Annotated in this window: 15 protein-coding genes and 2 pseudogenes; 6 read left to right on the top strand and 11 right to left on the bottom strand. The window is 56.4% G+C overall.

Annotated elements, in window-relative coordinates; translation table 11 throughout:
• Positions 1–8: 8 nt before the first annotated feature.
• The 7 genes and pseudogenes from PCPL58_RS06155 to PCPL58_RS06125 all read right to left on the bottom strand — a co-directional run bounded on the left by PCPL58_RS06155 (position 9) and on the right by PCPL58_RS06125 (position 6,936).
• The gene (locus PCPL58_RS06155; protein ID WP_065349043.1) at positions 9–755 is read right to left on the bottom strand and encodes an HAD-IB family hydrolase; all 747 of its coding nucleotides are present in this window, start codon (positions 753–755) and stop codon (positions 9–11) included.
• A complete protein-coding gene (locus tag PCPL58_RS06150) occupies positions 756–1,706 on the bottom strand; it encodes an HpcH/HpaI aldolase/citrate lyase family protein (RefSeq protein WP_065349042.1) in 951 nt (316 codons plus the stop codon).
• A pseudogene (locus PCPL58_RS06145) lies at positions 1,706–2,800 on the bottom strand (cysteine protease StiP family protein). The gene PCPL58_RS06150 and the pseudogene PCPL58_RS06145 overlap by 1 nt, the downstream one beginning before the upstream one ends.
• Positions 2,793–3,551, bottom strand: coding sequence for an HAD family hydrolase (locus tag PCPL58_RS06140; protein WP_065349041.1), 759 nt, complete (start codon positions 3,549–3,551; stop codon positions 2,793–2,795). The pseudogene PCPL58_RS06145 and the gene PCPL58_RS06140 overlap by 8 nt, the downstream one beginning before the upstream one ends.
• Positions 3,544–4,677 (bottom strand): phosphoribosyltransferase domain-containing protein, encoded by a 1,134-nt coding sequence (locus tag PCPL58_RS06135; protein ID WP_054082226.1) that lies wholly within the window; start codon positions 4,675–4,677, stop codon positions 3,544–3,546. Before PCPL58_RS06135 ends, PCPL58_RS06140 begins: the two co-directional genes overlap by 8 nt.
• A gap of 66 nt (positions 4,678–4,743) precedes the next feature.
• On the bottom strand, positions 4,744–5,883 hold the full coding sequence (locus PCPL58_RS06130) for a trypsin-like peptidase domain-containing protein (protein WP_065349040.1): 1,140 nt from the start codon (positions 5,881–5,883) through the stop codon (positions 4,744–4,746).
• A 54-nt stretch (positions 5,884–5,937) separates the two neighbouring features.
• A pseudogene (locus PCPL58_RS06125) lies at positions 5,938–6,936 on the bottom strand (ATP-grasp domain-containing protein).
• Between the two features lie 119 nt (positions 6,937–7,055).
• Between PCPL58_RS06125 and PCPL58_RS06120 the strand changes: the two are divergent.
• A complete protein-coding gene (locus tag PCPL58_RS06120; RefSeq protein ID WP_003371273.1) occupies positions 7,056–7,601 on the top strand; it encodes a DUF1523 family protein in 546 nt (181 codons plus the stop codon).
• A 49-nt stretch (positions 7,602–7,650) separates the two neighbouring features.
• On the opposite strand, the gene PCPL58_RS06115 is transcribed toward PCPL58_RS06120, so the two are convergent.
• The 3 genes from PCPL58_RS06115 to PCPL58_RS29170 form a co-directional block, all read right to left on the bottom strand.
• Positions 7,651–8,937 carry a lipopolysaccharide biosynthesis protein gene (locus PCPL58_RS06115; protein WP_065349039.1) on the bottom strand — a complete coding sequence of 429 codons (1,287 nt, stop codon included), beginning with the start codon at positions 8,935–8,937 and terminating at the stop codon, positions 7,651–7,653.
• Positions 8,938–9,048: 111 nt separating this feature from the next.
• The gene (locus PCPL58_RS06110) at positions 9,049–10,353 is read right to left on the bottom strand and encodes an O-antigen ligase family protein (RefSeq protein ID WP_065349038.1); all 1,305 of its coding nucleotides are present in this window, start codon (positions 10,351–10,353) and stop codon (positions 9,049–9,051) included.
• Between the two features lie 162 nt (positions 10,354–10,515).
• Positions 10,516–10,911 (bottom strand): pilin, encoded by a 396-nt coding sequence (locus PCPL58_RS29170; RefSeq protein WP_083188329.1) that lies wholly within the window; start codon positions 10,909–10,911, stop codon positions 10,516–10,518.
• Between the two features lie 225 nt (positions 10,912–11,136).
• Between PCPL58_RS29170 and pilB the strand changes: the two genes are divergently transcribed.
• Genes pilB through yacG form a run of 5 tightly spaced genes read left to right on the top strand, consistent with a single transcriptional unit; the run spans position 11,137 to position 15,751 of the window.
• Positions 11,137–12,831, top strand: coding sequence for a type IV-A pilus assembly ATPase PilB (pilB, locus tag PCPL58_RS06105; RefSeq protein ID WP_046719961.1), 1,695 nt, complete (start codon positions 11,137–11,139; stop codon positions 12,829–12,831).
• Positions 12,832–12,833: 2 nt separating this feature from the next.
• A complete protein-coding gene (locus PCPL58_RS06100) occupies positions 12,834–14,051 on the top strand; it encodes a type II secretion system F family protein (RefSeq protein WP_065349037.1) in 1,218 nt (405 codons plus the stop codon).
• A 1-nt stretch (position 14,052) separates the two neighbouring features.
• Positions 14,053–14,925, top strand: coding sequence for a prepilin peptidase (locus PCPL58_RS06095; RefSeq protein WP_065349036.1), 873 nt, complete (start codon positions 14,053–14,055; stop codon positions 14,923–14,925).
• A complete protein-coding gene (gene coaE, locus PCPL58_RS06090) occupies positions 14,922–15,545 on the top strand; it encodes a dephospho-CoA kinase (RefSeq protein WP_058397527.1) in 624 nt (207 codons plus the stop codon). The genes PCPL58_RS06095 and coaE overlap by 4 nt, the downstream gene beginning before the upstream one ends.
• Positions 15,542–15,751: a DNA gyrase inhibitor YacG gene (yacG, locus tag PCPL58_RS06085; RefSeq protein WP_002552020.1), complete on the top strand. Its 210-nt coding sequence runs from the start codon at positions 15,542–15,544 to the stop codon at positions 15,749–15,751. Before coaE ends, yacG begins: the two co-directional genes overlap by 4 nt.
• Positions 15,752–15,876: 125 nt before the next feature.
• Here the strand turns inward: yacG and PCPL58_RS06080 are convergent, their stop codons facing one another.
• Entirely contained in the window at positions 15,877–16,338 is a 462-nt protein-coding gene (locus PCPL58_RS06080) for a hypothetical protein (protein WP_065349035.1), read from the bottom strand.
• Positions 16,339–16,452 lie beyond the last annotated feature (114 nt).

Below are 16,452 nucleotides of genomic sequence, written 5' to 3'. Positions count from 1 at the left end.
TTACAGCCTTACCGTGTTGGCCCGTCTTTGCCATCAGGATTGTGTAACTTGGCGTTAACGGGGCCTTTATAGCGGCCTCGACGCCACGTCGGATGGAACAAACGCCAGTGCGCATCCTGAGCAGCGGCGAGCAATTCGTGGTCACCTCGGGTGTCGCCCCAGGCGCGAACACGGAACTGGGTCAATGGCCCGTAAACGCTCTCCAGGCGCGCAACTTTCGAGTCGCAACGGCAGTTGCTGCCTTCGATCAAGCCGGTCAGCTTGCCGTCGATCACTTCCAGATTGGTACCGATCAGCTCTACTTTCAGGCGATCAGCGAAAGGTTGCAGGACCATAGCAGGCGATGCTGAACAAAGCGTGACAATGGCACCCTTCTCGATTTCAGCGGCAATAGACTCCAGCGCGGCAGGACGCATCAGGCGTTTCCAGTGCGACTGGCAGAACGCTTCAGCCTTCTGCTGCAGCCACTGCACTTCGACGCCACTGAGGAAGGCCTTGATCAGGCGGCCTTTCAGTTCGTCGCGGGTCACGCGCTTGGCGAGAAAGCCGATGCTCGGCAATACCAGCCGGGCCATACGCACAGAGAAGGCTCGTTGCCCAAAGGCGAACTTGAGAAACGGCACGAAGCTGTCGTGTCGGGTGATGGTCCCGTCAAAATCGAAAACCGCCAACAGGCGTTGTTCAACTTCGATTTCAAGGTCGGGTCCTGCTGATTCAAGATCGGGTTCTACGGTTTCAAGGTCAGGTTCTATCATCTAGCTAACTGCCTCAGCGAGTCGAATGCTGGCATCCATGATCGAAGCGGGTGCGGATAACACTCCATGCCATTTGGCGCGCTCCATGATGTGGGTTGCCCATTTATAGTGGGTAGCCGGTTCACACATCGCGTCGTTGTACTTGAACACTGCGGGGGCCACAGAGTTCAAAATCATCCGGGCGGAGTTCATGTCCTCCAGACTGACGCGTAGTGCATTCTGAATGATATTGACCTGCGAGGGGTGAATTGCCGTTTTACCGACCAACCCATTGGTAATATCCAGCGCCAGTTCATGTTCCAGAATGTCAGGTGTGGCCAGTTGCTCGAACACCGGCGCGGTGAGTGCAAAACCCTGCGAGCCCATCACTCCCGCCAGCATCGGGATCACATAGCCCATGGGCGTCGAATACAGGGTCATGGCCGGATTGCGGCGCAGCCCCAGACAGCCCATCAGGTCATTGCCACCGATGCGCAACGCGATGATCCGCTCGTACAGACTGGCTTTCAGCGCTTGCCCAAGTTCGACCATTGCCGAAGGATCGAACACCTCCGGGGTTTCCAGTGTAGGCATCAACGCCAGCGCCGGGTTGGTAACAGACTGCTCCCAGTTCGTCAGACTTTTCAGCGAGAGCTTGGGAACAACGAAACCGTCGACGTGCGCCATCAGCGGCCAGTCGTTGAGAATTCGCGCCATCGCAGCGTCTCTTGGACGCACGAACAGCAGCGGACCGTCGGCCGGACGACCGCCACGATCGCGGATACGGGTGAGTACCTGACGAAGATTGAGTAACGCCGTGTCGACATCGGTCAGTGCTACGGCGTCTTCCAGACAGACGACCAGCGAACGCAGCTCGGGAATCTTTTCACCGAACACCACATCGACGATATCGTCCCGGGTCGCGGGCATGTACAGCGTTGCCCCCAGCGCATAAGGCGAGAATAAGGCCATTAGCTCAGACTCCGAATGATGGTCACAGCCCGATAGGGCCCCAGGAGATCGCCAACTTCTTCGACGGGAATCCCCGCTTTTTCGGTCAGGTGCAACAGCAATTGCACGTCGCTGTCAGCCAGGTTGCGCACCAGTACATGATCCGGCACGCGGCGCATGACCGCTCTGGTGGCTTCGGCAATGCCCGGCTTGATGCGATTGAAGTTATTGATCCCGAAGCGCTCGGCCAGACGGTCAACCACCTGTAATGCGGCGGCCTTGAGTTCGGTTCGCTGAGGCAGCGTCCAGGGTATCAGTGTGAGCGTAGAACTGTTTTGACGACGCTGGCTGTCGATCTGCTCAATAAAAGACTGCGTGACGTCGTGGTCCCGCAACTGCTCGTACACCACGCAACCGTGCAGCCCGCCGTCCGTCGGCCAGATTGAGCGCGACACCAGACCGGACACCGTGGCACCGAGAATGCCGGACGGAATCACCCAGTCCTCTGCCGACGCTGCCAGCCAGGCACTGCCGCACGGATCGGCCAGCACCACCAGCCGTGGCTGATCCGGAAAGCGCGTATCGCCCGCCAGACTGCGACGGATCTCCCCCGAAATCGCGCCCTTGCCGGTCCAGCCGTCGACGAACACAATGTTCTGCGCGCCGTGGGCCTAAATAATGGCTTCAAGCGCCACCGTATCAATGCCGCGATCACGGACGATACTGATGCCGTAGTGGTGCGCTTCGCAGCCCAGATCGATCAGCGCCCGTCGCAACAGCACACCCAGCGGCAGACCGGCGCGCACGAACGACACCAGAATGATTTCAGCGCCTGTGCACTCGCTGTCAAGCGCCTGGGCCAGGGCCTGTACATCTTCGGCCATGCGCGCGCCGTTCTGCTTAAGCGCCCGCTCATACAGCGCCTTGTGAGCGACGCTGGGCGCTGACTCCTCGCTGATCATTTCCGAATAGTGCTTCTGTCGCGTCTGAATCAGGCGCTCCTTCTCCTCGACGCTGGTGGTCTGCATCGCCACGCCGCGCAACAGAAAATGCACGTCGTCGTGCAGGTAACTGCCACTACCGACCGTATCGAGCCCGTGAACGGGATCACTCATGCGCTGCTCCGACAAACATTTTCGCCAACTGACTGCGGGCAGGCGTCGCCCACCAGTGGCACTCTTCCATGAAACCCAGATCGGTAATGCTGTCGCCAAAACCGAGCACCGGGCGTTCGCCATTGATCGCCTTGTCGCGTCGCAGCCACTCCTGGACCGCGTAACGCTTGGCCAGCCCTTCGGGCAGAAAGGCCAGATTGTTGCCGTTACCATGAATATGCATGCCGTCGAGCAAGCCACGCGCCTGCACTTCGGCCAGCACTTTGCCGAGGATGCTGTCATCGCTCTCGTTGTGCTTGGTCACCACGTAGTGGAACAACTGCGCCTCTTCGACCACCCAGCCGCGCAATGAAAACCCCAGCTCCTGACCGATCGCCAGTGTCGTCGCCGACAGCTCATGCAGGCGCGACTGGTAACTGGCCAGGGTCGATTTCATCTGTTCGTTCCAGTCATGGTCCAGCCGTCCCATGACATCGAGCATCACCCCACCATGGGAGCAGATCGCACCTGCGGTGAACGGCAGTTTGACCCGGCTGTAGGCCTCGACACTGCGCGCCGTCACCGGCACCACATCGGAATGCGCCAGCAGCCAGTGCGCGAACGACTTCTGCACGTTGGTCATGTAGCCATTGGCATTACCCGTGATGTCCAGCGTTGCGACGTGCTTTTCAATGCCAGCCGGGGTTTTGCGCGCGGTCTGGAACAGCGTGTCGTCCAGGTCGACGAAGATCAGCGGACGGTCGTTACTCATCGCAGATGACCTCGGCGTTCAGTGCTTCGATCAGCTCGGCAGGCACGGCCTGCCTGGGCGTTTCGGTACAGATCAGCACCCGGTCGAACTGACCCGGCCGCACGTTGTAGAGGAAGTTGGGAATGCCCAGGCCATAGTTGTCGGAGAACGACAGCGCATGGTCGATGGCGTGACCGAGTGCAATCGGTGAACGGCTGGTGGAGCTGAAGTGCACGTCGGCTCCGGCTTTCTCCAGACGCTCGGCGAGCAGGAACGGACGCCAGACGAATTCGCTGGTGCCAACCACCAGAATGCGCTCGCCCTTTTTGATGGTAATACCGGGTGCCAGCGTATCGGCCACCGAGAGCACACCCATGCGTCCCCAATCGTTGGCGGTGACCAGCGGCCAGTCACCCATGGCAACGGTGCCGACTTCCGGCATCTCAGGCAGCGGCGCGCTTAAGTCTTCATCGAAGAAGTAAGAGCCTTGCAGCAGCGAAACCTGTTCTGCCACTGCGCCCATCGAGGTACTGACCGCGCCCGCCGACCAGTCGGTGAGCACACAGGTCACCACCCGCTCGATTTTGCTCAAGCCGGCGTCAACCAACGCTTGATGCAGGTTGATGAAGGTCTTGCCTGTGGACGCCTCGTCATCGACCAGCACCAGCGAACGGGCACCGAGCATCATCTCGCGTAACGCCGGATCGACGGGCAGGTGGATCAGATGAGCGCTGGCGTGGCTGTGCTCTTCTTCAAAGCGGGCAAACAATGCGCTGCCGGTCGGATGGCGCGTGCTGACCATGTACAAGGCATCCGGGCGCGTTGCGCTGTAGGCACGGTGTACGCCGGCACCAAGGCCGACAGCCGTTTCGGCCATGCCGATGACCAGCACCGGACCGGGCAGGTCTGCGGGGATCTTGTGCGCCAGGTCCTGAAAACTTTTCAGCATCACGCCTGGACGCGCAGGGATATGGCGCCCCAAGACTCGGGACACGAAGAGAAACGCGCGCTTGGGGTTACGCCGCTCGGCGAAGCCGAACAGTGAATCCGGAGCGATGGTCGACGAATCGACGCTGACATCGAGGCGACCACGAAGCAGATCAGCACGAAGCTTTGTAGGGTTGGAAAAAGCTGCGCTGCTGTCCATCGATAAATTCCTGATTAGCGGGGCCGCAGCCCCTGACGCCTGCAGACCAGCCAGGCAACACCAATTTCATTGGCGAGAGGCTTCAACAAGCCATAACGACGACTGAGCGGTGCGTGAGATTTCTGTGGTGGTGTACGACCTTTCCGGGCGGGCATGCGCAGCGTCGATGCGGCACGCCTGCAGAAAGGCCAGCAACAGTGCGGACTTCACGGCGAAGTTCATGTTTTGCCCGTCCGGTACGGTTGAGGTCACCATGCCAATCACCGCGCCCCCGTTGTCGAATAACGGGCTGCCACTGGACCCCGGCTGTATCGGTGCCGTGAACTGAAACAGGCTGGCATCGTTGTGCAGACCGAACAGACCGGAGATCCCGCCCTGAGTCACCTGCAACCCGCCACCTGAAATGGACGCCAGTGGATAGCCCAAAACCGCTACGGTATCACCCGGCTCACAGCCCTGCCCGTCCCGGAATGTAACCGGAGACAACAGCGGTGCGCCCTGCACGCGCAGCAGCGCAATGTCGTTGCGACGGTCGATGACCACCGGCTCGGCCTTGTAACGGCCTTCCAGTGAAGTGATATAGAACACGCCCATGTCTTCGATGACATGCGCACAGGTCATGACGTGCGCCGGGCCGACCACGAACGCCGTGCCGGTCGCCGACTCATGCCGCGGCCCGCCTCCCGAACCCGCAGACGGGCGGCGCGGATGACGGTCGTCCACGTCCAGACCGATCTTGCGCCCGAACGCCGACAGTCCACATGCCGAGCCTTCGCTCAGCGCGCGGAATTTCCATTGCTCATTGCGCTTGTAGAACTCGCCGATGATGATCGCCGCTTCGCCGTTATCGCGCAGGTCCAGGCGGTGCTCGATATCGCCATCCACTTTGAGGTGCAGGCTGGCAATGTCGCGGATCGGCCCCATGGCGGCGTAGACGTAGACCATCAGCAGCACGCGATCACTGCCCTTCGGCAACCTGTCCAGCCATAACGTGCAGCCAACATCCTGAGGGCCGCCGCTCCACTCCATCCAGCCTTGTTCCTGATGCAGCAGCGCTGGGTCGCCCATCGGCCGGCGCTTATCGTTGACCGCCAGCAAGGCGACCGCTGCGTACTCACCAAAAACCGAAGACTTACCGCTCTCCAGGTTCCAGGAGCAGTGGGCGTTAGCTAAAGCAGTGTTTGCACCTGGCGCAAGAAGCTTCATGCCCGATCCTCCCTGATAAGAGCGATTAGTGATAGCAAAAATCTATTATCACGATCAAACCGAGGCCCGTACAGCGACCGTGATGGCCTTGACGCGGATATCTTCGAGCCAATGTGTTTCCGGTTCTTTCAAGCCGAGACGCCGGGCCGCAAAAATACCTGGCAGGTTGATGCCGGTTTCACGGGTGTAGCCAATGCCGCCTGAATAACGCGGGTTGATCTCCAGCAAGCGCGGCTTGCCATCCGCGTCGTCGCGGGTCTGCACATTGATCAGCCCGTCGCAGGCAAAATGCTCCGCAGCACGTACCGCCAGCTGTACCGCTTCGCTGTCACGCTCGAAAGTCTGATTGAGCCCCACCTTGCGCCGCCCGACGAAAGCAACCGCCTTGCCGTGCTCGCAGACCATGTCTGCCGAACACTCACTGCCCGGCATGTACGGCATGAGCAGCATGGCGGGAACATCATCGGCCTGACGATAAGCATTAAGGTACGCCTGAAAGGTCGTCTCACGCGCATCGGGATTGGCGAAACAACGAAAATCGTCAACGTCGGTCTTGAAGCGCCAGAAGCCGCGCCCTTAAATCCCGACCACCGGCTTGATACACACCTCGCCAGACACCGCCAACGCATCGTAAGCCGTCTGCAACTCCTCGGCATTGCTGACGGCAATCCCCGGAATACACGCCAGCCCCGCCGCCTCGGCCGCCGCCGTGAAACGACTCTTGTCATCGACATCCATGAAGGTCTGTAGGGACGTTCCGCCGGTAACGAGGTCCAACCCTTCAGCGACAAAACGCGCACGCTGCGCTTCGTAAAAGCTGCATATACGCCCGGCGACAATAATCTTGACGCCCAGCGAGCGAGCAGTTTGCAGCACCCAGTCGATACGCTCGTCGTTATCGACCGGCTCTTGCAGCGCCATATCGGCCTGCCCGGTGATTTCGGAACGCTGCTGGCGATGCGAAGCGATGATCTGTACCGATGCAGGCAGCGCATCGCGCGCACCCATGATCACTTCACGCTGGCTGGATTGCCCTTCAAGGAACCAAATCATGTCAATCTCCGGGAGACAACGCCGTCAGCAACGGCCTTGTCGAATTTTGTAATAACTGTTTTGCTTCGAAATGTTCGGATTAGGGCAAAGTCACGCAATTTTAAACAGAGGACGCTGGTATGAAGTGGCTGAGAAGGTCGATTTGGCTTGTGGTATTCGTTGCACTGGGGATCGGCGCATTAAGCCTCTACTACGTCCTGCCGCGCCATGATGTCGTGATGATCACCGGCGTGGAAGTCAAAAGAATGGACGCCGACGGCGTCATCAACGCCGAAAACCCGGCAGACGGCCCGACCCGCGACGTGTACTTCATCAACACCGAAGACCCGGACACCAAGAAAGTCGTGGTCTACCGCAACGAAGACACCGGTTGGAGCTTCCCGTGGTACTTCAAATTCGACTCCGCCGACATCCAGGCCAAAGCCCAGGGCTACTCGCGTGATTCCCAGCAACTGGCTTTGATTCGTTACTACGGCTGGCGGATAACGATCCTGTCGATGTTCCCCAACGTGACAGAGGTTGAGGCGGTGACGAGCCGTGATCAACCGTTTCCGATTTTTAATACGATCTTTTTTGTGGTGGTGGGATTGCTGGTGGTGATGGTTGTGGTTGGGGTGAGGAGGCGGTTTAAAGGGCGGGCGCGGGTTGATGGGGTGGTGCGTTAACACTGGGCTTTGAGCTCTGGCTCTCGACGGATGGCTTCCGGTGAGAGCCTTAGTGAGCGGAAGTGTCGGGCTTCACTGCGAGGATACCGCCCAACAGCAGGCAGATCGTAAGTATTGCTTCTGAAGAAACGGTTGCCCATGCAGCCCCCATGGCTCCATGTAGTGGTACAAGCCATGCATTAAGGCACACGTTCGCGAATAACGAAAATGCCGCACTGATCAGAAAGAAACGCTCTTGATGAGTTGCAACTGCGCATTGCGTAAGAACAAAATTTGGGAGAGCAAAGAACAATGAAATCGACAACCAACCCATGATGGGCTGTGTTTCGTCCACATAAGCGCTACCAAAAAGCAGGCCTACTCCCCAGCCGCCTGATATCCAGCCACCGCCTGCCAGCAACGCACCAATCGCAAAAGCGATCAGGATCGCCTTGCGGCTGAAATTAACGCTGCCGTCCGGCGTCTCCGCCAGATGCCGCATGCGCCGGAATATCACTAGCGCTACAGGAGTAGCAAGCAGCATGACGCCGTCAATCAACCGGCAAGCAACGGCGTAGGAGCCTACTTGCGGGACATAACCCAGCACGCTATGCAAAATGACGATGTCTACGCGGTGGTAGATTGTTGTAAGCAGGTCTAGCAACAGAAAAACGAACGCACTGCGGTAAGCCCATACGGGCAACATCAGCGGTGCTTTGATCAACGTAGGCAACTCTCGCCGAAACCAAACAAACGTCAATAACAGGCCAAGCCCCCAGGCAGAGAAGATAGCGACCGGTGTCAGGCCGAAGATGGCAATGCTGGACAGGATCATCAGCGCACTCAAACTTCGAGAGCAAACCTGAAAGAAAGCATCCTTGGAAAACTCTCCAGCGCCTTTTAGCCATGACGATAACCATGTAACCAGCGTAATTGCGCTGAAACAGAACACTGCAGCAGCCAGCGCGAAACCATCTATCCAGCGGGAAGCCAGGCAGGCGAGCAGCATTAACATCAGGCTGCTGATTACAAGATGCAATAACGCCTGGCGCGGCAGCGTTTGATTCAACGCCTTCAGGGCTGCCGTAGGAGAGGCTCGCTCACGTAAAAAAAGGGTTTTAAGTCCCGCGTCCTGAATCAGTGCCAGAAACATAGCGAGAACATAAATGTAGGTGTAAGCGCCAAAGGCGTCTGGCCCCATGCTTCTCGCCAGGAGAACTGAGATCCCAAGCGACATTGCAGCGCCGTAAATCGTTGACATCCACTGAACGATCAGAGGACTGCCTTTCCTCAACAGAGAAAATACCGAGAAATTCGATGGAGTTTCAGTGCCCTGTAAAGGCATCTTTGCAGCCATTGAATACTCCGAAAGAAAAAATTTTATCCACAACTCACCAAGACGAGTCTCTGCTTACTCGTCTCAGGATCAGGCTACCTCACGCACAAAATGCTAGCACAAGTGTTGTCGTCATCTCGCGGGGGGATCCGCAATAACTCCCTGCATCCAAAAACGTGGAAGATATCGCCCACCCAAATCCTCACTAAATTGCTGTCTGCGTGTGTCCATGTCGGGTACGTCGCGAACAATGGTGTAGAGAATCATGCCCGTCGCAAGCGTCAGGCAAAGCAACCATGCACGACTGAGCGCAATACTGGCCGGACGGGGGGCTATTTGCCATTCATGCAACGCCAGCAGCCAGCCTATAATGATCGCCAGCCAAAGTTGTGAATACGGCATAACTATCACGCCATCAACCATTGACTGGGTAAGGGCACCAATAAGACTGGCGAACAGGCACAGGCGCATCAGGTCTACAGGCTCAAGGGACAGCGCACGCTTACGCACTAGAACAGCGGTGGCGCTCAGCCCATATAACGCCAGACCTGCCACGCATAACGTCGAGGGAATCCCCCACTCACAGGCCCATTGCAGAATGGCCTGATGTGGGTGCGCCGCCACGGCATTACATATATCAGCGAAATGCATGGGGCCGAAGCCCAATAGCGGGCGCTCTTTGATCATAGCCCATGCTTGTTGCCAGAGGATTTCCCGTGCGGACAGTGACGTGGTCAGGCGGTCGCCGGCAAAATTGCTGACTTCGATACCCAACAGGCCTGGTAGCACGCTGAATAGCAGAGTAAATAGCAGAAGCCCGGCCGTAGCAGCAGCGAGTTGCCAGCCTGACCAGCGTCGCCCTGCATGCCCCAAGCAAAACATTAAGGCAACTGCAACCCCCATACCCAGCCATGTCCCGCGAGTCCCTCCACTGATCGCGATCATCCACCAGAGACTGGTCAGGCAGAACAAGCCGATCTTGATCGAGCGCCGTGTAGAGGTCAGTAGTAGCGGAAGTACAAGTAAGGGCAAAGTGAAGGTCTGAAATTGGCCGTAAAAACGCTTGTTGGAAAAGCCGTCGAGTAGCAGGTCGGTGTCGAGGGTTGGGACGGAGCTGAGGAATGCTGCTGTGGAGGCGGATAGAAACTGGATTGTTTTAACAGTGCAGATAAGGATGACGAAGCCTATGAAGGCGCGATCCAATTGGGTACCGTAAACGTTTCTTTGCAAAGCGAATGCGCAGCCGATACCGCAAGAAAGCAGCAGGACGGACAGTTCAGTTAACGCCCAAAGGGGACGGTGGGACATGAAACTGGAGACGAACCCCATCACCACAACACTAAAAAAAAACAACTTTACTTGGGACGACACAGTGCAGAAGCTTAACTGTTTAGCCGAATACTTTAATAACAAAAAAAGCGATGAAAAACCAATCAAAAATTGTGCAATTCTCTGAGAATCATGTCCGGAAAAACCATAAAAACATGAACTGAATATCAATATAGCACAGCAGTAGAGAAAAAAAATCATGGAATCCCACTAAAACGCTTTGACAAAAAAGGCGCCATAAGCGCCTTTCTCATTGCCGTATGCAAGTTATTAAGAGGCTGCCCCTGAACATCCACTAGGTGCAGCTGAGACCGGCACAACGACGCATCCCCATGTCACACTACCACCAACGGTTGTTGCAGCAGGGAAGGTTGGTGTAAGCCTAACTGTCACAGCTGGAGTCGGCTTGTTAGCTGAAAGAACACCAGCCCCAGTGCAGCCAGCAATCGCACTAGCACCCGTACCACATACATCTGCGGCAGCCGAGCCATTGGAGTAGTTCTCTGCTACCGCCAACTTGGCGGAATCCAAGCTAGCGAGCAGAGCAGAGGCCTGCGCGCGCAAGGTGTAGTTTTGATAGGAAGGAATGGCCACAGCAGCCAGAATACCGATGATCGCAACAACGATCATCAACTCGATCAACGTGAAACCTTTTTGTGTTTGCATGCGTACTTCTCCAGGCGTCAATAAGGTAGTGCCTTGACTACGGTCAAGCATAGCCCGTGCCAATATCGAGCAAGGCGCTACCTATCGCTTCAAATCGGGTCTTTCACGACTGGGCGTTATCAGAAACGAGCAGAAACTGACAATTTTTGTCATATGGCTCACTGCCAATTGGCAGCATCGCCTGACTAAGCTATAACCCTCACATTGTCTGTGTCTGGTGGCTATATGTCTGATGCTGTCCTCACCGGTTTGGCCAAACAATTGGTCTTGGCCGAGCTACTCACCGAAACTGCTGCGCAGCAAGCTTATCAGCAGGCGCGCCGCGACAAGGTTTCACTGGTGAGCTATCTGGTCCAGAACAAACTGGTCAAAAGCCTGACGCTGGCAGAAATGGCTTCAGACCAGTTTGGCGTACCTTTCATGGACCTTGCCAGTCTGGACAAGGAAAGCCAACCCAAAGGGTTGGTCAGTGAAAAGCTGATTCGTCAGCATCATGCACTTCCGTTGTGGCGGCGTGGTAACAAGCTGTTTGTAGGCATCTCGGACCCTACCAACCATCAGGCGGTCACAGACATACAGTTCAGTACCGGGCTAAACACTGAAGCGATTCTGGTTGAAGATGACAAGCTGACCATTGCCATAGACCGTTTTTTTGACACTGAAAGTGGCCTTGGGGAACTGGCGGATATCGACCTTGGCCTGGACATTGAGCCTGCAAGTGACAAGGAAACCTCCCTGGCCACTCAGAGTGATGCCGATGATGCTCCAGTGGTGCGCTTCGTCAACAAAATGCTGATGGACGCAATACGCCTAGGGTCATCCGACCTGCACTTTGAACCTTACGAAAAGATCTTTCGCGTGCGCCTGCGCACCGACGGTATTTTGCATGAAGTGGCCAAACCACCGATTCATCTGGCCAACCGAATTGCTGCGCGACTGAAAGTTATGGCCAGCCTCGATATCTCGGAACGACGAAAACCGCAGGACGGCAGGGTCAAGCTGCGAGTGTCAAAAAACAAAGCGATCGACTTCCGCATGAACACACTGCCAACACTGTGGGGCGAGAAGATCGTGATGCGGATTCTCGATCCGACCAGCGCACAGATGGGCATTGACGCATTGGGCTATGAACCGGACCAAAAAGCTTTGTATATGGAAGCCTTGAAACAACCCCAAGGCATGATTCTTGTGACCGGCCCCACCGGCTCGGGTAAAACCGTTTCGCTATACACCGGCCTGAACATTCTCAACACCGTGGACATCAACATCTCCACTGCTGAAGACCCAGTAGAAATCAATCTGGAAGGCATCAATCAGGTCAACGTCAACCCGCGTCAGGGACTGGACTTTTCTCAAGCCTTGCGCGCATTTCTTCGTCAAGATCCCGACGTGATCATGGTCGGCGAGATACGAGACTTGGAAACCGCCGAAATTGCCATCAAAGCCTCACAAACCGGTCACATGGTGTTATCTACCCTGCACACTAACAGTGCCGCAGAAACTCTGACGCGCTTGCATCATATGGGTGTTGCAGCGTTCAACATCGCTACAGCAATCAATCTCATCATTGCCCAGCGGCTGGCCCGCAAGCTCTGTAGCCAATGCAAGAAAGAACTCGATATACCTCGTGAAACGCTCATCCAGGAGGGGTTTCCAGAGGAGAAGATCGGTACGTTTAAGATCTATGGCCCAGTAGGGTGTGAGCATTGCAACGGCGGCTACAGGGGCAGGGTCGGCATTTACGAAGTAGTCAAGAAAACGCCAGAACTGGAACGCATCATCATGGAAGAAGGCAATTCGCTGGAGATTTCCAGGCAGATGCGCAAGGACGGCTTCAATGATTTGAGGACCTCCGGGCTGTCGAAGGCCATGCAGGGCATTACCAGCCTTGAAGAAGTCAACCGCGTGACCAAGGATTAAGCATGGCCAGCAAGGCAGTTAAAGTCAGTGTTTACAAGTGGGAAGGTGTGGACAAAAAAGGCGGCAAACTCAGTGGCGAAGTGAGCGGGCACAATCTTGCGCTCGTAAAGGCTCAACTGCGCAAGCAAGGTATCAACTTCACCAAGGTACGTAAAAAGCCCGTTTCGATCTTTGGCAAAGGCAAGAAAATCAAGCCGCTGGACATCGCATTCTTTTCTCGGCAGATGGCGACCATGATGAAGGCAGGTGTGCCGCTTCTGCAGGCATTTGACATCATTGCCGAGGGTGCAGAAAACCCGAACATGCGTGCACTGGTTGGCTCACTGAAGCAGGAGGTGTCGGCAGGGAACAGCTTTGCGACGGCTCTGCGGCATAAACCAGAATACTTTGATGATTTGTTCTGCAACCTGGTCGATGCCGGCGAACAAGCGGGAGCGTTAGAAAGCCTGCTGGATCGCGTGGCAAGCTACAAGGAAAAAACAGAAAAGCTTAAGGCCAAAATCAAGAAGGCCATGACTTATCCTACCGCCGTATTAATTGTCGCGTTTATCGTGTCAGGTATTTTGCTGATCAAGGTGGTGCCGCAGTTCCAGTCTGTTTTTGCAGGGTTCAACGCGGAATTACCAGCGTTCACATTGATGGTCATCGCGCTTTCGGAGGTCGTTCAGCAGTGGTGGCTGGCGATAGTCGTATTGTTTTTTATCAGCTTTTTCATGTTTAAGAGGACATACAAGCGGTCTCAAAATTTTCGTGACAGCGTCGACCGCTCTCTTCTGAAAGTACCCATTATCGGACCGCTGATTTTCAAGTCATCCGTCGCACGTTATGCACGCACGCTTGCGACAACCTTTGCCGCAGGGGTGCCACTGGTTGAGGCACTGGATTCGGTTGCCGGAGCCACCGGTAACGTCGTATTCAGGAACGCGGTCAATCAAGTCAAACAGGATGTCTCTACTGGCATGCAGCTGAATTTCTCGATGCGATCAACAGGTGTATTTCCAAGTCTGGCGATACAAATGACAGCAATCGGAGAAGAGTCAGGGGCGCTTGACGCCATGCTCGATAAAGTCGCGACTTACTATGAAGACGAGGTCGATAATATGGTCGACAATATGACCAGTCTCATGGAACCGATGATCATGGCGGTGCTGGGTGTTATCGTCGGCGGCTTAGTGATTGCCATGTATCTCCCCATCTTCAAACTTGGAAGCGTTGTCTGAGATGCCCCTCCTCGACCTCCTGGCCAGCTCCCCTCTGGCCTTCGTCACCACCTGCTGCATTCTCGGCCTGATCATCGGAAGCTTCCTCAACGTGGTCGTCTATCGCCTGCCAATAATGATGGAGCGCGACTGGAAAGCCCAATCCCGTGAAATGCTCGGCCTGCCCGCCGAACCCGATCAACCCATCTTCAATCTGAACCGCCCCCATTCCAGCTGCCCGCAATGCGCACACAAAATCCGCCCGTGGGAGAACCTGCCGGTGATCAGCTATCTGCTGCTGCGTGGTAAATGCTCGCAGTGCAAAGCCCCCATCAGCAAACGCTACCCATTGGTAGAGCTGACCTGCGCAGTGTTGTCGGCCTACGTGGCCTGGCATTTCGGCTTTGGTTGGCAGGCGGCGGCGATGCTGGTATTGGGCTGGGGGCTGCTGGCGATGAGTCTGATCGATGCTGATCACCAGCTGTTACCTGATTCTATGGTGCTGCCACTGCTGTGGCTGGGCCTGATCGTCAACGCTTTCGGGCTGTTTACCTCGCTTAACGATGCGCTGTGGGGAGCGGTGGCCGGCTATCTGGCGCTGTGGTCGGTGTTCTGGCTGTTCAAGCTGGTGACTGGCAAGGAAGGCATGGGTTATGGCGACTTCAAGTTGCTGGCCATGCTGGGCGCGTGGGGCGGCTGGCAGATTTTGCCGTTGACCATCCTGTTATCGTCGCTGGTGGGCGCGGTGCTCGGGGTGATCATGATGCGTGTGCGCAGGGTCGAAAGCGGTACGCCGATCCCCTTTGGTCCTTATCTGGCCATTGCGGGGTGGATCGCTTTGCTCTGGGGTGGTCAAATAACCGACTCTTACATGCAGTTTGCCGGTTTCAGATGACTCACCCTGATGAAAAACCCTGGATTCTTGGCCTGACTGGCGGCATCGGTAGTGGTAAAAGTGCAGCGGCGAAGTGTTTTAGCGACCTTGGCGTCGACACTGTGGATGCCGATCACGCCGCCCGCTGGGTAGTCGAGCCCGGGCGCCCGGCGCTGGAGCAGATAGCGGCGCACTTCGGTACAGGCGTGCTACAGACCAGCGGCGAACTGGACCGTGGCGCGCTGCGCAAGCTGATCTTCGAAAACCCCGAGCAGCGGCGCTGGCTGGAAGCGCTGCTGCATCCACTGATCAATCAGGAAATCGTCAGCCATCTGGCCAAGGCCAAATCGCCGTATGCCATTCTGGTCTCGCCACTGCTGGTCGAGTCCGGGCAATACCGCATGGTCCAGAGGCTGCTAGTGATCGATGCTCCGCCGCACCTGCAGATAGAACGCACCATGCTGCGCGACAGCTCCAGCCAGGAGCAGGTCGAAGCCATTCTCAAGGTGCAGATCCAGCGTGAAGACCGCCTACGTCATGCCAACGATGTGCTGGTCAACGACCGCGATCACGCTTGGCTGAACAGCGAAGTCGAGCGGCTGCACCACTTTTACCTTACTTTGCGTGGAGGCCAATCATGAGCCAACCAATGACCGTTCAATGCCCAACCTGCGACGCCCCGGTGGAATGGAGCGCAGCCAGTCCGAGCCGCCCGTTCTGCTCCGAGCGCTGCAAACTGATCGACCTGGGGGCCTGGGCTTCTGAAGAGCATGCAATTCCGGTGAGCCCGGATGCTGAGGATGAATTGTTCTCGGGTGATCTGGAGGCTCCGCACCGGGGACATTGATAACAAGTCGATGTGAAGCAACTCGCTTTACGCAACTACGAGGGCTATCTTTCAGCCGCATCTCAGGACGCCTGTGATGGCCCTTTCGCGAGCAAGCTCGCTCCCACGACGTTCATGTCCCGCGATCATTTATGCTCCAACGCAGCCCTCAACGCATCAGCACTGCCAAACTGTTGCTGGCTGACCAACTGCCCGTCGCGCAACTGTAACCACAGCACTTTATCGTCATCGCCTGCGTACTGCGGCACGATGCGCGCGTCTCGATCGAGCATTACGCGGTAGCTGTAATCGCGCATTTTGGGGATGGCGAACATCTTGGCGATGATGGTTGGCATTTTCTGGATGTCAGCGACAAACAGCGTGTGGCGTGATTCCAGAAAGCCTTTTGGCTTGTCCTGAAGGGCAGCGTTGACTAGTTTCGCGGCGTCCATGCTGCGTGCGACCAGCAGGGTTTGTGTCTGGTTGTTCAGGGTGTAGGGCTGGTCGTATTGATCGAGCAGTGTCCAGGAAGACAAGCGCTCGCCGACTTGCAGGGCGTTGGCAGTGAGGGGCAGCAAGGCCAGCAGCAGAATGGGCAGAAGCTTCACAGGTCAATCCTCGATAAAAACGGCGCCTGCGACATTTATCGCAAGCGATCAAAAAATGAATTGCCAGTCTACACCCCTGCATTCACTCTTCCAGTCATGGCAACTTGAACGCTA

Origin of the sequence: Pseudomonas cerasi, assembly GCF_900074915.1 — a bacterium.
GTDB lineage: Bacteria > Pseudomonadota > Gammaproteobacteria > Pseudomonadales > Pseudomonadaceae > Aquipseudomonas > Aquipseudomonas cerasi.
The sequence above is the reverse complement of the archived record's forward strand: the minus strand, read 5'-3'. Positions and strand labels throughout refer to the sequence as shown.